The organism is Streptomyces sp. a15 (genome assembly GCF_059026085.1).
The window spans coordinates 32,090-47,958 of the sequence record NZ_JBWLKM010000065.1 but is presented as its reverse complement, the minus strand read 5'-3'; the positions used below and the strand labels follow the sequence as shown (position 1 = coordinate 47,958).

Annotated in this window: 13 protein-coding genes and 2 pseudogenes; 11 read left to right on the top strand and 4 right to left on the bottom strand. The window is 69.0% G+C overall.

Annotation, left to right across the window (positions count from 1 at the left end):
- Window positions 1-176: 176 nt before the first annotated feature.
- Entirely contained in the window at window positions 177-2,387 is a 2,211-nt protein-coding gene (locus AC5P09_RS39220) for an MMPL family transporter (RefSeq protein WP_493878471.1), read from the bottom strand.
- A gap of 124 nt (window positions 2,388-2,511) precedes the next feature.
- Here AC5P09_RS39220 and AC5P09_RS39215 point away from each other — a divergent pair, with 124 nt between their 5' ends.
- Together AC5P09_RS39215 and AC5P09_RS39210 are read left to right on the top strand one after the other, a co-directional pair.
- The gene (locus tag AC5P09_RS39215; protein WP_493878470.1) at window positions 2,512-3,204 is read left to right on the top strand and encodes a TetR/AcrR family transcriptional regulator; all 693 of its coding nucleotides are present in this window, start codon (window positions 2,512-2,514) and stop codon (window positions 3,202-3,204) included.
- A gap of 110 nt (window positions 3,205-3,314) precedes the next feature.
- On the top strand, window positions 3,315-3,554 hold the full coding sequence (locus AC5P09_RS39210) for a heavy-metal-associated domain-containing protein (protein WP_266439334.1): 240 nt from the start codon (window positions 3,315-3,317) through the stop codon (window positions 3,552-3,554).
- A 987-nt stretch (window positions 3,555-4,541) separates the two neighbouring features.
- On the opposite strand, the gene AC5P09_RS39205 is transcribed toward AC5P09_RS39210, so the two are convergent.
- From AC5P09_RS39205 to AC5P09_RS39195, 3 genes are all read right to left on the bottom strand, one after another.
- The gene (locus AC5P09_RS39205; RefSeq protein ID WP_493878469.1) at window positions 4,542-5,840 is read right to left on the bottom strand and encodes a citrate synthase; all 1,299 of its coding nucleotides are present in this window, start codon (window positions 5,838-5,840) and stop codon (window positions 4,542-4,544) included.
- A 212-nt stretch (window positions 5,841-6,052) separates the two neighbouring features.
- Window positions 6,053-8,296, bottom strand: a complete 2,244-nt coding sequence (gene recD2, locus AC5P09_RS39200) for an SF1B family DNA helicase RecD2 (protein WP_493878468.1) — start codon at window positions 8,294-8,296, stop codon at window positions 6,053-6,055.
- A 49-nt stretch (window positions 8,297-8,345) separates the two neighbouring features.
- Complete coding sequence (locus tag AC5P09_RS39195) at window positions 8,346-8,711, bottom strand: cupin domain-containing protein (protein WP_493878467.1); 366 nt, start codon at window positions 8,709-8,711, stop codon at window positions 8,346-8,348.
- A 199-nt stretch (window positions 8,712-8,910) separates the two neighbouring features.
- Between AC5P09_RS39195 and AC5P09_RS39190 the strand changes: the two genes are divergently transcribed.
- From AC5P09_RS39190 to AC5P09_RS39150, 9 genes and pseudogenes are all read left to right on the top strand, one after another.
- The gene (locus AC5P09_RS39190) at window positions 8,911-9,981 is read left to right on the top strand and encodes a LacI family DNA-binding transcriptional regulator (RefSeq protein WP_493878466.1); all 1,071 of its coding nucleotides are present in this window, start codon (window positions 8,911-8,913) and stop codon (window positions 9,979-9,981) included.
- Window positions 9,978-11,249: pseudogene (locus AC5P09_RS39185) on the top strand (sugar ABC transporter ATP-binding protein); the annotation flags it as partial. The gene AC5P09_RS39190 and the pseudogene AC5P09_RS39185, both read left to right, overlap by 4 nt.
- Window positions 11,171-11,539: pseudogene (locus AC5P09_RS39180) on the top strand (substrate-binding domain-containing protein); the annotation flags it as partial. The pseudogenes AC5P09_RS39185 and AC5P09_RS39180, both read left to right, overlap by 79 nt.
- A gap of 77 nt (window positions 11,540-11,616) precedes the next feature.
- Window positions 11,617-12,519 (top strand): ribokinase, encoded by a 903-nt coding sequence (locus tag AC5P09_RS39175; RefSeq protein ID WP_493878465.1) that lies wholly within the window; start codon window positions 11,617-11,619, stop codon window positions 12,517-12,519.
- Entirely contained in the window at window positions 12,516-12,905 is a 390-nt protein-coding gene (gene rbsD, locus AC5P09_RS39170) for a D-ribose pyranase (protein WP_493878464.1), read from the top strand. The genes AC5P09_RS39175 and rbsD overlap by 4 nt, the downstream gene beginning before the upstream one ends.
- A 685-nt stretch (window positions 12,906-13,590) precedes the next feature.
- Entirely contained in the window at window positions 13,591-13,716 is a 126-nt protein-coding gene (locus AC5P09_RS39165; RefSeq protein WP_493878463.1) for a hypothetical protein, read from the top strand.
- Between the two features lie 624 nt (window positions 13,717-14,340).
- Complete coding sequence (gene cas5 / locus AC5P09_RS39160; RefSeq protein WP_493878473.1) at window positions 14,341-14,412, top strand: CRISPR-associated protein Cas5; 72 nt, start codon at window positions 14,341-14,343, stop codon at window positions 14,410-14,412.
- Window positions 14,413-14,801: 389 nt separating this feature from the next.
- Entirely contained in the window at window positions 14,802-15,626 is an 825-nt protein-coding gene (locus AC5P09_RS39155; RefSeq protein ID WP_493878462.1) for a helix-turn-helix domain-containing protein, read from the top strand.
- The gene (locus AC5P09_RS39150) at window positions 15,613-15,837 is read left to right on the top strand and encodes a DUF397 domain-containing protein (protein WP_493878461.1); all 225 of its coding nucleotides are present in this window, start codon (window positions 15,613-15,615) and stop codon (window positions 15,835-15,837) included. The genes AC5P09_RS39155 and AC5P09_RS39150 overlap by 14 nt, the downstream gene beginning before the upstream one ends.
- Window positions 15,838-15,869: the final 32 nt, after the last annotated feature.

Sequence of the window (15,869 nt, the reverse complement as noted above, 5' to 3'; positions counted from 1 at the left end):
CCGATCTGCGGCGTTGTCGTCGGTTGCCGATTCCCCCACTCTCGACTTCGCTCGAGCGGGGGGACCCCCATCGCATCAACGCCCTCCTCCGCCTTGCAGCTCGACGCACCAAGCCCCGCTCACCCGCGTCAATGAGGCGCCGTCGATTTCCTGCGTCCTGATCCGCCGGACAGACCCTAGCCGCGCGCCGCCACCTTGTCCCGGTCCTGTTCCATGGCCGACGCGGATCCCGCGCCAGCCTCGCTCAGTCCGAACCGCTCGTGGAACCGCCTGAGCGGCCTCGGGGCCCACCAGGTCGCCCGGCCGGTGAGGCGCATGACCGCCGGGACCAGAAGGCTGCGGACGATCATCGCGTCCATCAGGACCGCCAGGGCGATGCCCAGGCCGAGCATCTTGGTGTTGGTCACCCTGGACGTGCCGATCGCGACCATCACCACGGCGAGGATGACCGCGGCCGCCGTGATCAGCCCGCCCGTGCGCTGCAGCCCGTGCCGGACCGCCTCGTCGTGGTCGCCCGTCTTGTCGTACTCCTCCTTGATGCGGGAGAGCAGGAAGACGCCGTAGTCCATCGACAGTCCGAAGGCCACGCAGAACATCAGGACCGGCAGGGTCGTCTCTATGGAGCCAGGGCTGGTGAAGCCGAGCAGGCCGGACAGATGGCCGTCCTGGAAGACCCAGACCACCGCGCCGAACATCGCCGTCAGGCTGAGCGCGTTGAGCACGACCGCCTGGATCGGTATCAGCACGCTGCCTGTCAGCAGGAACACCAGGAGCAGGGTGACGATCACGATGAAGGCGCCCGCGAGGGGCAGTTGCTCGGCTATCGCGTCCTTGGAGTCGACCAGGACGGCGGCCGTGCCGGTCACCTCGGTGTCGAAGGGGGCGCCCGTGGCCCGCAGTTCGTCCACCAGGCGCTGGGCCGGGTCGTCGACCGCCTCGCCCTTCGGCAGCACCGTGAAGTACGCCGAGTCGCCCTTGACGAGCGGGCCGTCGACCCGCTGCACCTCGGACAGGTCGGCGATCCGCTCCTTGTACGCGGCGTACTGCGCCTCGGTCGCCCGCCCTTCGGCGAGGACTTCGAGGCCGCCGCCGGGGCTGCCGGGGAAGCCGTCCCTGATGTGCTGCTGCACGACGTGGGACTCGGCGCTGGAGGGCAGTTGGCGGTCGTCGGCGGTGCCGAACTTCACGCCCAGGAAGGGCTGTCCGAGCAGGACGAGCACGGCCGTGGTGCCCAGGGCGAAGAAGGGGGCGCGGCGCATGACGAGGCTCGCGGTACGCGCCCAGGCGCCGCTCCCCTCCGCGGCCGCTCGCGGCTGCCTGCCGCGCCGGAACACGCGCCTCAGGTCCAGCGAGTTGACCCGGTGGCCCAGCAGGACCAGGGCCGCCGGCAGCAGGATCAGCGCGGCCGCCGCGGCCAGCAGGACGACCGCGATACCGGCGTACGCGAAGGACCGCAGGAAGTACTGCGGGAAGAGCATCATCGCCGCCAGTGAGACGGCGACCGTGAGCGCGGAGAAGAGCACGGTGCGGCCGGCCGTGCGCAGGGTTGTGCCGACCGCTGTCAACGGCTCGGCGCCGGCGGACAGTTCCTCGCGGAAGCGGCGGACGATGAAGAGGGCGTAGTCGATGGCGAGGCCGAGGCCCAGGGCCGTGGTGAGGTTCAGTGCGAAGACGGAGACGTCGGTGACCTCGGTGAGGCCGCGCAGCACCGCGTTCGTGCCGAGGATCGCGACGATGCCGATGCCGAGGGGCAGCAGGGCGGCGACCGCGCTGCCGAAGACCATCACCAGCAGTACCAGCGTGACCGGCAGGGCGATCATCTCGGCGCGGGTCAGGTCCTCCTGGATGATCGTCTGCATCTCGTGCCGCACGGCGACCGGGCCGCCGACCTTCACCTCCACCGGGCCGTGCGCCCCCCGGTAGGAGGGGGCGATGCGGTCCAGGGTCTCGCCCATCTCCTTCTCGTCGCCCGTGATCCGGGCGGCGATCAGCGCCTCGCGGCCGTCCTTCGCGCGCAGGGCGGGTGCGGCGCCGGCCTGCCAGTAGGAGCTGACGCCTATGACGCCCTGCTCCCCGGCCAGTCGCTCGGCGAGCCGCTCGGCCTCGGCGGCGACCGCCGGGTCGTCGACCGAGGATGCGCCCGAGTCCACCAGGAGCAGGAAGTTGGGCTGGGAGTCGGGGAACTCGCGCTCCAGGGCCTTGGTCGCATACGTCGACTCGGCGTCCGGGTCCTCCCAGCCGCCGGCGCCCAGGCGGTCGGCGACCCCGCTGCCCGCCAGCACGGCGAGCACGGTGAGCACCAGGGCCGCGAGCAGCGACAACCGGGGGCGGGCGGTCACGAATCGGGTCCAGCCTCCGACGCGCGGCGGGCCGTTGACTTCGGTCATCGTGCGGTGTCCCCTTCACCGTGGAACGCATAAACTGGCAAACACGAGAGATCGCTCGCGTTCCATCAGAATGCGAGCGACCGCTCGCGTTTGTCAACCACGTGCGGAGAGTTGGGGAAAACCCGTGCCCGACAGCCCGGAGAAGCAGGCGCCCGAAAGCCAGGGACAGGATGAACAGCAGGAGCAGCCGCCCCGCCGCCAGGCCCGCGGCGAGCGCCGCATCACCCAGCTCCTCGAAGCCGCCGCCACCGTCTTCAGTACCACCGGTTACACGGCTGCCAGCACCAACGCCATCGCCCGCGAGGCGGGCGTCTCGCCGGGCACGCTGTACCAGTTCTTCCCGAACAAGGAAGCGATCGCGATCGAGCTGGGCGACCGGCTCATGCACGAGATGCGGGACACCTACGGCGAGGCGCTCGCACCGATCGACCCCGTGACCCCGCTGGAGGAGGCCGTCGGCGCGGCCGTCGAGCGGTTCATCGACTTCAACTGCCAGCACCCGGTGTTCTTCGCACTGATGCACGGCCCCGACGTCCCCGGCCGGATCACCGAGGCGCACGACGCGCTGCACGCCACCCTGCACTCCCGCATCGAGGGCCTGCTCTCCTCGTTCCTGCCGGATGCGTCCCCGGCCGACCTCACGCGTACCGCGCACATGTGCCTGGGCATGTACAAGGCCGGCCTCGAACTGGTCCTCGCCCACGAGGGCGCCGAGCGCGAGGCCTACGTCCAGGAACTGAAGAACGCCCTGGTCCGCTACCTCGACCCGCTGGTCGGGGAGAGACTCGGCCGGCCCGACGCCACCACGACCGCCTGACCGCCTGACCGCGGCGAAGGCACGGGGCACGCATCTTTGATGGATACCCCCTGGGGGTATAGTGTGGCTGTGGAAAGCAGAATTCCACTCGCCCCGACGAGGAGAACGACATGAGCGCCCAGACCGACACCCCGGGTTCCGTCACCGCCGTCTACAAGGTGACCGGCATGAGCTGCGGACACTGCGAGGGCTCCGTCTCGAGCGAGATCTCCGAGCTCCCCGGCGTCAGCTCGGTGAAGGCCGTCGCCTCGACCGGTGAGGTCACCGTCGTGTCCGCGACGCCGCTCGACGAGGAGTCGGTACGCGCCGCCGTCGACGAGGCCGGCTTCGAGCTCACCGGCAAGGCCTGAGACCGGCCGCCCGCCCCGGACCGTACCGACCGACCGTCCGATACCGGTCGCGTACGGTCGCGTACGGTCCGGGGTGCCCTGTGGGGTACGGACACGTCCGGCACGCACGTTTCTCGCGGGGGCCACGCGGGCCCGTGGAGGGCCCCGAGGTGACCTCAGGACGCCTCTCCCTGGACCTGCCGCACAAGTTGGCCCGCGCCGGCGACGAGGGCGGCCATGACGCTCGTACAGCCGTCGCGGTCCGCCGGGACGGATGTGCACGCGCCGTATCGGCCGTCGGACGCGATCAAGGGACCAGCGCCGAGGCCGTGCGCGGCGCGCGACCCACGCCGGTGCGCGGGAGCCTGCGGGTGGCCGCTGACGCGATCCAGATGCCACGCAGAACGCCGTCCCGTCCGCGTTCGCTGTGACGAACAGCCTTCGACCGCGGGCATTCGGATGCCGGACCCCCCTGGAGTCCGGCGCCAGCCTCACATAAGCTCTTCACAAGGCTCGCGCATCATCCTTACGCTTGGGTCCCGTTCGCAGTACCCGGCTCTTGCGTACCTAACGGACATATGCAAGAGACGCAGATCACAGTGATGCGAACGTAACCATCGAAGGGGTTCGAAGGTCTAAGTTGACGATGTCAGAAAGCGTCTTGGGGGGCGCTGACTGGCATCTGGGGATGTCTTGGGGGACTTCCTCAGAGATGCGTTGCCGGGGCACGCACACCGGGGAGCTTTGAGCGGCCCTCCCGTCCGTGCGCTGTCCCGGCAGATCGCACACAGCAGTAGTACGACGAGTTCTGCTCGTTTTGCTCAACCGAGCTTCGGCTCACAGCGATTCAGGCGCTGTTTTCTCACAGACGCCCGGCCGGATCCCGTGGGGGGAATCCGCACCGGGACATGGGAAGGCGCCCTGTACGCCGGCCCGTGGGGGGACCGGCGGCAGGGCGCCTTCCGTCATTTCGCTAGGCGGAGTCTCCGCGCTGGGCGCCTGCGGCGATCAGCGCTCCTCGACGGGAACGAAGTCGCGCTCGACGACGCCCGTGTAGATCTGGCGCGGGCGGCCGATGCGGGATCCCGGCTCCTTGATCATCTCGTGCCACTGGGCGATCCAGCCCGGGAGGCGGCCGAGGGCGAACAGGACCGTGAACATCTCGGTCGGGAAGCCCATGGCGCGGTAGATCAGGCCGGTGTAGAAGTCGACGTTCGGGTAGAGGTTGCGCGAGACGAAGTAGTCGTCGGAGAGCGCGTGCTCCTCCAGCTTGAGCGCGATGTCCAGCAGCTCGTCGGACTTGCCGAGGGCGGACAGCACGTCGTGCGCGGCGGCCTTGATGATCTTCGCGCGCGGGTCGAAGGACTTGTACACCCGGTGGCCGAAGCCCATCAGGCGGACGCCGTCCTCCTTGTTCTTCACCTTGCGGATGAAGGAGTCGACATCGCCGCCGTTGGCCTGGATGCCCTCCAGCATCTCCAGGACGGACTGGTTGGCGCCGCCGTGCAGCGGGCCCCACAGGGCGTTGATGCCGGCCGAGATCGACGCGAACATGTTCGCCTGCGAGGAGCCGACCAGGCGGACCGTGGACGTCGAACAGTTCTGCTCGTGGTCCGCGTGCAGGATCAGCAGCTTGTCGAGCGCGGAGACGACGACCGGGTCGAGGTCGTACTCCTGGGCCGGCACCGAGAAGGTCATGCGCAGGAAGTTCTCGACGTAGCCGAGGTCGTTGCGCGGGTAGACGAACGGGTGGCCGATCGACTTCTTGTACGCGTACGCCGCGATCGTCGGAAGCTTGGCGAGCAGCCGGATCGTCGAGAGGTTGCGCTGCTTCTCGTCGAACGGGTTGTGGCTGTCCTGGTAGAACGTCGACAGCGCGGAGACGACCGACGACAGCATGGCCATCGGGTGGGCGTCGCGCGGGAAGCCGCGGTAGAAGTTCTTGACGTCCTCGTGCAGCAGGGTGTGCTGCGTGATGTCGTTCCGGAAGACGGTGAGCTCGTCGACGGTGGGCAGCTCACCGTTGATCAGCAGGTAGGCGACCTCCAGGAAGGAGGAGCGCTCGGCCAGCTGCTCGATCGGGTAGCCGCGGTACCGGAGGATGCCCTGTTCACCGTCGAGGTAGGTGATGGCGGATTTATAGGCGGCGGTGTTGCCGTAACCGCTGTCCAGAGTCACCAGACCGGTCTGGGCGCGGAGCTTGCCGATGTCGAAGCCCTTGTCGCCGACGGTGCTGTCGATCACCGGGTAGGTGTACTCGCCGTCGCCGTACCGCAGTACTACAGCGTTGTTGGTGTGCTCGCTCACGTCATCCCTCACCGACGTTGTGCCTCTTCTTCGAGGTTGCCCTGACTGTCTCTACCATCCCCCATTTGGCGCATGAGAGTGCACTCGGGGTCGACCATTAGGCTTGTCGGCGGCACTGAGTGCCGCCAACTCGCCCATCCTGCCCCTCCTCAACCCGCTTCCGGAAGAGCTCTGTGACCCACATGACTCATTTGATCGATCATTTTTTGCGGTCACAGTCCCGAGAGCCGGAAGTCGAGTGCCGTGCAGCGGCGTCCCGCGGACACCGTGCGCACCGCCTGGCCGATCGCTTTGCGTGAACCGACGAGGACGACCAGCTTCTTGGCCCGGGTGACCGCCGTGTACAGCAGGTTCCGCTGGAGCATCATCCAGGCACTGGTGGTGACCGGGATCACCACGGCCGGATACTCGCTCCCCTGGGAACGGTGGATGGTCACCGCGTACGCGTGGGCCAGTTCGTCCAGTTCGTCGAATTCGTACGGCACCTCCTCGTCCTCGTCGGTCAGCACCGTGAGGCGCTGGTCGACCGGGTCGAGCGAGGTGACCACGCCCACGGTGCCGTTGAAGACACCGTTGGTGCCCTTCTCGTAATTGTTGCGAATCTGGGTGACCTTGTCGCCGACCCGGAAGACCCTGCCGCCGAACCTCTTCTCCGGCAGTTCGGGGCGGCCCGGGGTGATGGCCTGCTGGAGCAGGCCGTTGAGGTTGCCCGCGCCGGCGGGTCCCCGGTGCATGGGCGCGAGGACCTGGATGTCCCGGCGGGGGTCGAGGCCGAACTTGGCCGGAATCCGCCGTGCCGCCACGTCCACGGTGAGCCGGCCGACCTGCTCCGTGTCGTCCTCGACGAACAGGAAGAAGTCCTTCATGCCGTCGGTGACGGGGTGCTGCCCGGAGTTGATCCGGTGCGCGTTGGTCACCACGCCGGACTGCTGGGCCTGGCGGAACACCCGCGTGAGGCGCACGGCCGGGATCGGGCCGCCCTCGGCGAGCAGGTCGCGCAGCACCTCGCCGGCGCCGACGCTGGGCAGCTGGTCGACGTCCCCGACGAAGAGGAGATGGGCGCCCGGGGGCACCGCCTTCACCAGTTTGTTCGCGAGCAGCAGGTCGAGCATCGAGGCCTCGTCGACCACCACCAGGTCCGCGTCCAGCGGGCGGTCCTTGTCGTAGGCCGCGTCGCCGCCGGGCTTCAGCTCCAGCAGGCGGTGGACGGTGGAGGCGTCGGCGCCGGTGAGCTCCGCGAGGCGCTTGGCGGCGCGGCCGGTGGGGGCGGCGAGCACGACCTTGGCCTTCTTGGCGCGGGCCAGCTCCACGATCGAGCGGACCGTGAAGGACTTGCCGCAGCCGGGGCCGCCGGTGAGGACGGCGACCTTCTTGCTGAGCGCCAGCCTGACGGCGGCCTCCTGCTCGGGGGCGAGCTCGGTCCCGGTGCGCGAGGCGAGCCAGCCCATCGCCTTGTCCCAGGCCACGTCCTGGAAGCCGGGCATCCGGTCCTGGTCGGTACGCAGGAGGCGCAACAGCTGGGCGGAGAGGGAGAGTTCGGCGCGGTGGAAGGGGACGAGGTAGATCGCGGTGACGGGGGCGCCGTCCGGACCGGGCACCTTCTCCCGTACGACTCCTGGATCCTCGCCCTCCTCCGGGGGCGCCGCGAGCTCGGCGAGGCACTCGATGACCAGGCCGGTGTCGACCTGGAGGAGCTTGACCGCGTCGGCTATCAGCTGTTCCTCGGGGAGGAAGCAGTGGCCCTGGTCGGTGGACTGCGAAAGGGCGTACTGGAGGCCCGCCTTGACGCGCTCCGGGCTGTCGTGCGGGATGCCGACGGACTGGGCGATCTTGTCGGCCGTGAGGAAACCGATGCCCCAGACGTCGGAGGCCAGCCGGTAGGGCTGGTTCTTCACCACGGAGATGGAGGCGTCGCCGTACTTCTTGTAGATGCGGACCGCGATGGACGTGGACACCTCGACGGTCTGGAGGAAGAGCATGACCTCCTTGATCGCCTTCTGCTCCTCCCAGGCGTCGGCGATCTTCTTGGTGCGCTTGGGGCCCAGGCCCGGGACCTCGATGAGCCGCTTTGGCTCCTCCTCGATGACCTGGAGGGTGTCCAGGCCGAAGTGCTGGGTGATGCGGTCGGCGAAGACCGGGCCGATGCCCTTGACCAGACCCGAGCCGAGGTAGCGGCGGATGCCCTGGACGGTGGCCGGGAGGACGGTCGTGTAGTTCTCGACGGTGAACTGCTTGCCGTACTGCGGATGCGAGCCCCAACGCCCCTCCATCCGCAGGGACTCGCCGACCTGGGCACCGAGCAGCGCACCGACGACCGTCAGGAGGTCGCCGGCGCCTTTGCCGGTGTCGACCCGCGCGACCGTGTAGCCGTTCTCCTCGTTGGCGTACGTGATGCGCTCCAGTACGCCTTCGAGCACGGCAAGCCGCCGCTCCCCGCTCCCCGTTTCCTGAGCCATGATCCGACGGTACCGCCCGGCACCGACAAGACCGTCCGGCACCGACAAGTCACCCGGCCTGCGCGACCACGTGGTCGATGACCTTCTGGAAGTCCTCGGTCGGGGAGAACTCCACGAACTCGCAGTCCTCCAGGGCCACCGGGACATGGCCGGGGCCCCAGTAGTACGCCTGACCCGCCTCGTACTCCTCCTCGCCGGCGGCCGTGAGCATCTTCAGCCGCCCCTTCAACAGGTAGCCCCAGTGGGGGCACTGGCACGCGTCGCCGGGCATGCCCTTGAGGGCCGGACCCATGTCCGTGCCCTGCGGAAGGCTGACGTAGCCGACCGACATGCCGCCCCCGATCGGCTTGATGCGCAGTTCCACTCCGTCGCCTTCGAGCGCGAGGGGAACGTCGTTCCGAGTCGCCGACGTCATGGGTCCTCCGTTCCGGCCCACCGGGGCCCTTGAGGAAACGACTCCGCACCTCCAGCCTGAACCGCCCCGGAACACCCCGCGACATCACGATCCGATCTCGGGGTCTTGTTTCCTCCCGTGTAATCGATTCCAATCCTTTCTACGCAGGGATGTAATCGATTCCATGCGCCCATGAGGTCCACAAGGAGGTGGAGCCGCGATGGCGAGCATCAAGGACGTCGCCGGCCAGGCCGACGTGTCCGTCGCCACGGTGTCGCGTGTCCTGAACGACCATCCGTCGGTCAGCGCGGACGCACGCGCACGCGTGCTGGCCGCCGTCGAGCTGCTGGGCTACCGCCGCAACGCCGTCGCCCGGTCGCTGCGCACCGACCAGACCCACACCCTCGGCCTGGTCATCAGCGACGTGATGAACCCGTACTTCACCGAGCTGGCCCGCTCCGTGGAGGAGGAGGCCCGCGCGCTGGGCTACAGCGTCATCATCGGCAACGCCGACGAGCGGCCGGACCTCCAGGACCACCACGTACGGAACCTGCTGGACCGCCGTATCGACGGCCTCCTCGTGTCCCCCACCGACGGCGGCTCGCCGCTGATGCTCGGCGCCGCGCGCGGGGGGACGCCGATGGTCTTCGTGGACCGGTGGATTCCGGGTGTGGACGTGCCGGTCGTCCGTGCGGACGGGCTGGAGGCCGTGCGCGACCTCGTCGCCCATCTGCACGGCCTCGGTCACCGGCGGCTCGCGATCATCGCGGGGCCGGCGGCGACCACGACCGGCCAGGAGCGTGTGACGGCCTTCAGGGAGGCGCTGCACGCGTACGGTCTCGATCTCCCCGAGGTCTACATCGGCCAGGGCGACTTCCAGGCCGCCAGCGGGCGGCGGGTCACCGAGGGCTTCCTCGACCTGCCCGAGCCGCCCGAGGCCGTCTTCGCCGCGGACAACCTGATGGCCCTGGGCGCGCTGGACGCGATCCGCGCGCGCGGGCTGCGGGTTCCCGAGGACATCGCGCTGGCCGCGTTCGACGACATCCCCTGGTTCGTGCACACCGATCCGCCGATCACCGCGATCGCCCAGCCCACGGGCGAGCTGGGGCGAGCCGCCGTGCGCGCGCTGGTCGACCGCATCGAGGGGCGGACCCCCGAGTCCGTCACCCTCCCCGCCCGTCTCGTCGTACGCCGCTCCTGCGGCGAACCGGCAGAGCCGCCGGCTTCCCCGGAGCCGCACCCCGCACAGTCCCCCGCTGTGCGGTCCCCCGTAAGAAGGAGCCAGCCGTGAGCAACCAGGACGAGTTGCTGCGCATCGAGGGCATACGGAAGACCTTCCCCGGCGTGGTCGCGCTCGACGGCGTCGACTTCGACCTGCGCCGGGGCGAGGTGCACGTACTCCTCGGTGAGAACGGCGCGGGCAAGAGCACGCTCATCAAGATGCTCTCCGGCGCCTACACGCCCGATGGCGGGCGGATCCTGGCCGGCGGCGAGGAGGTGCGCATCCACGGTGCGCAGGACTCCGAGCGCCTCGGGATCGCCACCATCTACCAGGAGTTCAACCTCGTACCCGATCTGACGGTCGCCGAGAACATCTTCCTGGGGCGGCAGCCGCGCCGCCTGGGGATGATCGACCGGAAGAGGATGGAGGCGGATGCCGCCGTCCTCCTGGAGCGCGTCGGTGTGAACGTGTCCCCCCGCGCGCGGGTGCGTGAACTCGGTATCGCGCGCCTTCAGATGGTCGAGATCGCGAAGGCGCTGAGCCTGAACGCCCGCGTGCTCATCATGGACGAGCCGACCGCCGTCCTCACCTCCGAGGAGGTGGAGAAGCTCTTCTCCATCGTGCGCGCGCTGCGCGAGGACGGGGTCGGGATCGTCTTCATCACGCACCACCTGGAGGAGATCGCCGCCCTGGGAGACCGGGTGACGGTCATCCGTGACGGCAGGAGTGTCGGGCAGGTCCCCGCCGACACGCCCGAGGACGAGCTCGTACGCCTCATGGTGGGGCGTTCGATCGAGCAGCAGTACCCGCGCGAACGGGCCGACACGGGGAGCGCGTTGCTCACCGTCGAGGGGCTGACCCGGGACGGTGCCTTCCACGACGTCACCTTCGAGGTGCACGCCGGCGAGGTCGTCGGCATCGCGGGGCTGGTCGGGGCCGGTCGTACCGAGGTCGTACGGGCCGTGTTCGGCGCGGACCCCTACGACAAGGGGGCCGTGAAGGTCTCCGGTGCCGCGGTCCCCAAGTACGACGTCAACGCGGCGATGACCGCGGGGATCGGGCTGATCCCCGAGGACCGCAAGGGCCAGGGGCTGGTGCTGGACGCGTCCGTCGAGGAGAACCTCGGGCTGGTGACCATGCGGTCGGCGACCCGTGCCGGGCTCGTCGACCTCAAGGGGCAGCGCGCGTCGGCCGCGCGGATCGCCGGGCAGCTCGGCGTGCGGATGGCGGGGCTCGGACAGCATGTGAGGACGCTGTCCGGCGGCAACCAGCAGAAGGTCGTCATCGGCAAGTGGCTGCTCGCCGACACCAAGGTGCTGATCCTCGACGAGCAGACGTCCAGGGCGTCATCGCCGCCAACGACGAGATGGCCCTCGGCGCGATCAAGGCGCTGGGCTCCAAGGCCGGCACATCCGTCCAGGTCGTCGGCTTCGACGGCACCCCGGACGGCCTGAAGGCGGTCGAGGCGGGCACGCTGTACGCGTCCGTGGCGCAGCAGCCGACCCAGCTCGGCAGGATCGCCGTGGACAACGCGCTCAGGGCGCTCGAGGGCAAGAAGGTCGAGGAGACGGTGAAGGTGCCGGTGAAGGTGGTCACGAAGGAGAACGTGGCCGGGTTCAGCGGCTGACATCGACGAGCGGGCGGGCGGCCGTACCCCTGGGGTGACGGCCGCCCGCCCCGAATCACTCACTAGGGGAGCCATTCATGTACGACTACGACCTACTGGTCGTAGGGTCGGCCAACGCCGACCTGGTGATCGGCGTCGAACGACGGCCGGGGGCCGGAGAGACCGTCCTCGGCTCCGACCTGGCCGTCCATCCCGGCGGCAAGGGCGCGAACCAGGCGGTCGCCGCCGCCCGCCTGGGCGCCCGTACGGCCCTGCTGGCCCGGGTCGGCGACGACGCGCACGGCCGGCTGCTGCTCGACTCCCAGCGCGCGGCCGGCGTCGACACGGTGGGCGTGCTGGTGGGCGGCGCGCCGACCGGCGTCGCACTGATCACGGTGGACCCGTCCGGCGACAACAGCATCGTGGTCTCGCCGGGCGCGAACGGCCGGCTGACGCCGGGGGACGTACGGGCGGCCGGAAGCCTCTTCCACGCCTCCCGCGTGGTGTCGACGCAGCTGGAGATCCCGCTGGAGACGGTCGTGGAGGTCGTACGGAACCTGGCGCCGGACAGCCGCTTCGTACTGAACCCGTCACCGCCGCGGCCGCTTCCCCCGGAGCTGCTGGCGGCCTGCGACCCGCTGATCGTCAACGAGCACGAGGCGAAGGTGATCCTGGGCGAGGCCTGCGTGAGCGACGTACCGGAGGACTGGGCGCGGATTCTGCTCTCGAAGGGCCCGCGGTCGGTGGTGGTGACGCTGGGCGCGGAGGGTTCGCTGGTGGCGTCCTCGGAGGGTGTCGTGCGGGTCCCGTCCGTGAAGGTGGCCGCCGTGGACACGACCGGCGCGGGCGACGCGTTCACCGCGGCACTGGCGTGGCGGCTGGGCGCGGGCTCCTCGCTCGCGGAGGCGGCGGCCTACGCGTCCCGGGTGGGGGCGGCCGCGGTGACGAAGCGGGGCGCCCAGGAGTCGTTCCCCACGGCGGCGGAGGTGGCCTCGCTGTGAAGAAGGCCGGAATCCTCAACCGCCATCTCTCCGGCGCCCTCGCCGAACTGGGCCACGGGGACGGCGTGCTGGTGTGCGACGCCGGGATGCCGATACCCGACGGGCCGCGGGTCGTCGACCTCGCCTTCCGCGCCGGGGTGCCGTCCTTCGCCGAGGTGCTGGAGGGGCTGCTGGCCGAGCTGGTGGTGGAGGGCGCGACGGCGGCGACGGAGGTGCGGGAGGCGAACGCGGCGGCTTCGGGGCTGCTGGACGGGCACTTTCCGGAGCTTGCCCTGGTCTCGCACGAGAAGCTCAAGGAGCTGTCGGGGGACGCGCGTCTGGTCGTACGGACCGGGGAGGCACGGCCGTACGCGAACGTGCTGCTGCGGTGCGGGGTCTTCTTCTGAGCCACCGGTCATCGCCCTGGGGTCACGGCAACCGATCATGGCCGCGAAAACCTTCGAGGGGGCTCGGTCCGCAGACCGCGCCCCCTCGGGTTTTCCCCTCCACATCAGAACCCCCGCGATCCCCCCAGATCCCCCTCCGAGAAGTCCTGATGCCAAGTACGACCCGCGTGGTGGGGAGAGGGTTGTACGGGTCCTCAGAGTTTTTCGCTTCGGCGAGTCGTCCTCTGGGAGAGCGAGCGCACGCTGCCCGCCAGGGGCGGCTACTGGCGACTACAGGCCGGCAGGGGAACGGAGTTGACCGAAGCATGGCCACGGACCCGCCGATTCGCGCCCGAATGAGCGGCTTTCACGACAGGCCACTACGGTTTTGAGCGCAGAGCAGACGCCTCACGGGATGTGATTTACACAACTTGCCCTACGGGAACTGGCACGCCGTCCCCACGCGAACTTCGGTAACGTCCCTGGCAGTTGACTTGATCGCCACACCTGTGGCAAGCCGACCAGCCGGTCGGGTCACGCCGTGCCACCGAGTGCGATTGCGGTACCCCACAGGGGTGAGGTGCACGCACCGTTGTTGCCGGTGGCTCCCGGTACTCTGTTGCGCTATCACCGCTCCCTGAGGGTCCACGGCCCGTCGTGAGCCCCCGCGGGGTTCACGACCGTGGACCAGAAAGGGGGCGGCCCAATGGCTGCACAGCCATCGGGGCACCAGAACGTGAACGACAAGGCAGACCGGGTCTACGCCAAGGTCCGCTGGCTCGGACCGATCTACACGATCTACAAGATCGTGCGTGAGTTCCTGAGCCCGTAAGGAAAGAACCCCGACCTGACGGTCGGGGCTCGTACCCGTTCTGGTGGTGCCAGAGGGCCTCGTCTCTACAGCTTCCCGGCATCGGAGACGGGGCTCTCTCTTTGTGCGCACCATGAACAACGTCGCCCGGATCAACTGCGCAGTGATTGCAGCAGCGGTGCGTGGCGACGAACCCATCTTGCCTTGCGCGCAAGGGAGATCGCGACACCTGAAGCCATGTTGTGACGGAACCGGAGCATCCAATTCCGGGTCGGATTCACCCGTTCCACCAGCTCAGGAAGTCGCGCACTTATGGGAAGTGACGCAAATCACTTCGCGACCGGCGATGCGGCGCACACCTGACCGGATACCGAGATGTCTGGATCATCCCGATCTACTGGGACGTAACCACAAAGACCGACAGGGCGGCGGGAATCGTACAGGATGCCACTGACAACCCAGGCTCTCGCTTGACGGCGATCATGGCATGTGCCTCACTCTGCGAGACGCGCTCCCCGACTCTCGGCGACCCGGCTGACGTCCCGCAGGGACTCGGCAAGGCAATGGGCGAGGTAGCGCAGCTCGCCATGGGACACATCCCGCTCGGCCAGGAGTTCCGCGGCATGGCCGAGGAGGTCACCGGCCATGGCGAGTTGGACACGTTCGGTCTCGTCGGCAAGGCGTGAGACATACCCCGTGCCGTCACCTACGACGTAGCAGGGCTTGCCCTCCGAACCCCGCCAGGGCAACAGGCGTGGGGCCAACCCCTCGCATCCCGTGCCGCTCACCGGCCGCTCCCCACGCGAGGAAAGAACATCGAACCGACCCCTACCCCACGAACCTCGGGCGCCTTGTCGGCGGCTCGGCCGACGTGCGGGCACGAGTACGGGCAGACAGGCGACGCGGGCCTCGTGCGGCGGCGCCCGCGCGCCGAGGGGAGGAACCTCAGCAGCTGCTTGAAGAGTCGGGGGATGGCAGCGGCCACGTCGACCTACTTTCTCTAGACTGCGCTCTGTGGTGAATCACTCACAGAGTGGAGTCGACGGTGGCTACGCTTCCAGTACCTGAGAGTTGACAAAGCGCACGTCAAGTTGGGAGCCGGCAGCATGACGAAGCCTCGTACACCGCGGACGCAACGGGAGAAGTACGGAGAGGAACTGAGGCTGCGGCGGACAGCCGCCGACCTCACGCAGGAGGAACTGGGCGACCAGGTCGTGTGCTCGCCGACTCTGATCAGCCACTTCGAGGCGGGGAGGCGGCTGCCGAAGCCGGATGACGCGCAGCGGATCGACCGGGCGCTCGGTACCGACGGGTTCTTTCTCCGCTGGCTGGAGGACCTGGAGTCGAAGTACACCGATCACTTCGCGGCAGTGGCCGAGCTGGAGCAACAGGCCACGCTGATCCAGCAGTTCGCGTTCTCGCTGGTGCCAGGTGTGTTCCAGACCGACGGCTACGCACGTGCCGTATTCCGTGCGTACCGGCCGAACCACACGGCGGAGGAACTTGACGAAGCGGTTGTCATTCGAACAAAGCGTGCCCGAATTCTCGACGGGCCGTTGCAACCGGTCATCTGGACACTGCTCGACGAGGCCGTACTACGGCGCCGTGTCGGTGGCCCCCAGGTCATGGCCGAGCAGTTGCACAAGATCGCGGACCTGGCCGAGGCGGGACGAGTGCGGCTGCATGTGCTGCCGTGCGGCGTCGGGGCTCACGCACTCCAGCAGAGTTACCTCACGCTCATGAGCTTCGACGACTCCGCCCCGGTGGCCTACGTCGAAGCCTTCCTCACCGGCCACTTGATGGACGACCCGGCGCTGGTGACTGCCAGCCAGACGGCCTACGCTCTAGCGCTGAGCGACGCCTTGTCGCGACAGGAGTCACTGGCCCTCGTCAGGTCGGCAGCAGAGGAGCACGCGCATGGTCAGCCGTGAGCACACGGTCTCCGACTCGTCCATCCTCACCGGGTGGTTCAAGTCCAGCTACAGCGGCGGCGACCAAGGCGACTGCCTTGAGGTCGCCCGTGGCCACGCCGGCGTGCCCGTCCGCGACAGCAAGGCCGTCCCCGGTCCGGCGCTGGTCTTCTCGGTGGACGGCTGGGCGATGTTCGTGGCCTCGGTCAAGGAGGGCTACCTGAGGGCCTGAGGACGACCGTTGTCCGGATCGTGCCGCATCCC

What these genes read in the sequence shown, in the direction of transcription:
- AC5P09_RS39220 (WP_493878471.1), bottom strand. Translation starts at nt 2,387, where the DNA reads ATGACCGAAGTCAACGGCCCGCCGCGCGTCGGAGGCTGGACCCGATTC.
- AC5P09_RS39210 (WP_266439334.1), top strand. Translation starts at nt 3,315, where the DNA reads ATGAGCGCCCAGACCGACACCCCGGGTTCCGTCACCGCCGTCTACAAG.
- recD2 (WP_493878468.1), bottom strand. Translation starts at nt 8,296, where the DNA reads ATGGCTCAGGAAACGGGGAGCGGGGAGCGGCGGCTTGCCGTGCTCGAA.
- AC5P09_RS39195 (WP_493878467.1), bottom strand. Translation starts at nt 8,711, where the DNA reads ATGACGTCGGCGACTCGGAACGACGTTCCCCTCGCGCTCGAAGGCGAC.
- AC5P09_RS39190 (WP_493878466.1), top strand. Translation starts at nt 8,911, where the DNA reads ATGGCGAGCATCAAGGACGTCGCCGGCCAGGCCGACGTGTCCGTCGCC.
- AC5P09_RS39175 (WP_493878465.1), top strand. Translation starts at nt 11,617, where the DNA reads ATGTACGACTACGACCTACTGGTCGTAGGGTCGGCCAACGCCGACCTG.
- AC5P09_RS39165 (WP_493878463.1), top strand. Translation starts at nt 13,591, where the DNA reads ATGGCTGCACAGCCATCGGGGCACCAGAACGTGAACGACAAGGCAGAC.
- AC5P09_RS39155 (WP_493878462.1), top strand. Translation starts at nt 14,802, where the DNA reads ATGACGAAGCCTCGTACACCGCGGACGCAACGGGAGAAGTACGGAGAG.
- AC5P09_RS39150 (WP_493878461.1), top strand. Translation starts at nt 15,613, where the DNA reads ATGGTCAGCCGTGAGCACACGGTCTCCGACTCGTCCATCCTCACCGGG.